The sequence below is a fragment of the Nocardia sp. NPDC060220 genome, from assembly GCF_042727815.1.
Taxonomy (GTDB): domain Bacteria; phylum Actinomycetota; class Actinomycetes; order Mycobacteriales; family Mycobacteriaceae; genus Nocardia.
Genome location: NZ_JBHWZY010000962.1, coordinates 1 through 2,416 on the forward strand (window position 1 = coordinate 1; position 2,416 = coordinate 2,416).

The 2,416-nt window shown below is 56.6% G+C and carries 1 protein-coding gene; it reads left to right on the plus strand.

Translation table 11 applies throughout. The annotated features are described in order from the left end of the window. Positions 1-63: 63 nt before the first annotated feature. Positions 64-2,416: hypothetical protein (locus ACFWF3_RS32295; RefSeq protein ID WP_379317625.1), on the plus strand; the 2,353-nt coding region annotated here is incomplete at its 3' end.

Consider the following 2,416-nt stretch of genomic DNA (forward strand, 5'->3'; position numbering starts at 1 on the left):
GTTGTATGCACTATCCGCGAAGCCTTCTTGGCTAGTACAATTCCTCCGACGGTTACTGACCGAGTGAAACTCGACGGGTTTACCGAAGATCTCGACGAGGTCGCGCAGAGGTATTTCGACTTCTTCAAGATCGATGCCAGTGGCGCCGATCTTCCACGGGAGCTCTTCCGGCAGCCGCTGGCGTTGCGTATATTCTGCTCGGTTGCGAACCCGAGTCGCGAGAACCGAGTCGAACTTGCGCTCCTCCCTCGGTCACTTAATGAAATGTTCGACGAGTACCTGCGTGACGTGGCTAATCGCATCGACCAACTGCACACCAATATCAGCAGCAATGACGTCACCAGAGCTATCAAACGACTCGGCATAGAGATGTGGGAGTCTCTGTCGCGTGATGTCGATGAGGGCCGTGCCCACGAGCTGTTCGCAGACAACGGACGTTGGGAGGAGAGCGTCCTTGCGGCCCTTGTACATGAAGGTATCCTCATTCGTCAGCCGGCTGAGGACGATCGTGCAACTCAAACGGGGGCGTCGCCAGTTGGTGAAATGAGAGTCGCAGTCGTCTATGATCTTCTCGCGGGACACATTATTGCCTCTGCGATGGTATCCACTGGCGGTACCGGGTTCGCGCACGCATTGCGGACGCCTAAGATGACGTCACGATTCGCCAGCGACGGGAAGGATTTGCACCCACTCGCCGTCGACATCTTCGACGCGTTGACGTTCGTTCTGCCAAAAGCCCGGTTGGGACAACTGTGGCAGATGGTCGACAAGCCGCTGATGTTCGCTGCACTGGAGCGAACGACCGAACTAAGCCCCTCCGTTGTGGACGCTGCCACCATCGAGGCATTCACAACGAACTTCGAGTCTTTGGCAGTTCGGAGCGGATTCTGGTTCAGGATGCAATCGGTGCGTGCTGTTGTGTCGCATCCATTTAACGCTGGCTATCTCGATTCGCTGCTGCGGCCGATGGCTGTCGGGAAACGCGACCTGGCGTGGTCCGAGTGGCTCAGAAGTAGCTCGGGCGTGATGCTGGGCGAGGTTCACGCGCTGGCAGCGCATTGGAAAGATCGCGCCGACCGCACCGAAGCTGACGGATTACGGGCTCGGTGGCTCATGTGGATGTTGACCAGTACGGTCCGCGACTTGCGTGATGCTGCAACCGCGGCGCTGTACTGGTACGGCCGCGAAGACCCATCAGGGGTGTTTGCCCTGGCCCTCGATGCGCTGACCGTGAACGATGCGTACGTCGCTGAGCGGGCGGTTGCCGCAGCTTATGGGGTGACCACAGCGCATCAGATCCACGACCCTGAGTTTGGCGACACACTCAAAAGCTATCTAGAACGGCTGATTCCAATCATCACTGGGCAACAGCCCACGGCGCCTACCTACCACCGACTTATTCGCTACTACCTCGCCAGCACCGTCACGTTCGCCCATTTGCATTACCCACGTGCTGTCCCAGCCGCACTGGCTAATGGGATCGAGTTCGCGAACGAAGTTCTCCCTGCCGCCCTGCACGATGGTGACCCTCGACGAGAAGAGGTACGCACCACCATTCACATGGATTTCGGCAATTACACCATAGGACGACTATTTGACGACCGCCTAAACTATAACTATGAGCACGTAGGGCACGTCGAGGCAACCGACCATGTCTTGGGGGTTGTCTACGACATGGGCTGGCGCATGGAACAATTCTCAATCGTCGACTCCGCTATCGGATCGGGCCGCAGTTATGTCGACAAGGGTCGCACAGACCGATATGGCAAGAAATACGGCTGGATCGGATTTTACCTCGTATCGGGAATGCTCAGCGCGCGTGGAGAACACGTTCCGTGGCTTGAGGTGGATATAGACCCGACTTTTCCGGAGCCTTCCGTATTGCTGCCAATGAAAATGCCGGTATGGACACAGCCCACGCCCAAGGACGACCACGACTGGATGCTAAATGGAATTGTAGCAGTTCCCGAAGAAATTTTGTACTGCGATACCCTCGATGGGTCAGAAGGGCCCTGGGTCCTCGTACACGCTGAACTCGAAGCCAAGGACACCCAGACTGGCAGGAGCGTGTACGGATTGTTTAATACGGTGGCCGTCGAGCACGACGTCCTGGACGCTCTACTGGAATGGTGGTCAGCCGTCGGTCATCCTGGGCGCGACATGATTGAACTGCCGACTGCGTACTACTTGTTCGCTGGCGAAATTCCGTGGAACTCACGGATGGTAACGTCCGGCGACGACATCGCTGGAAGTGGATCGGCGCCTTGCAAAGGTAACTCGGGTGCAGGTTTGGATCAGGTCGAGAATGACGCATATGAACATGAAGAAATTTACATGGAAAATGTGCGTGTCTACGATGCAGACACGGGCGAAAAGAATGAGTCTTCAGGCGAAATTTTAGAGATGGGTGCGAATC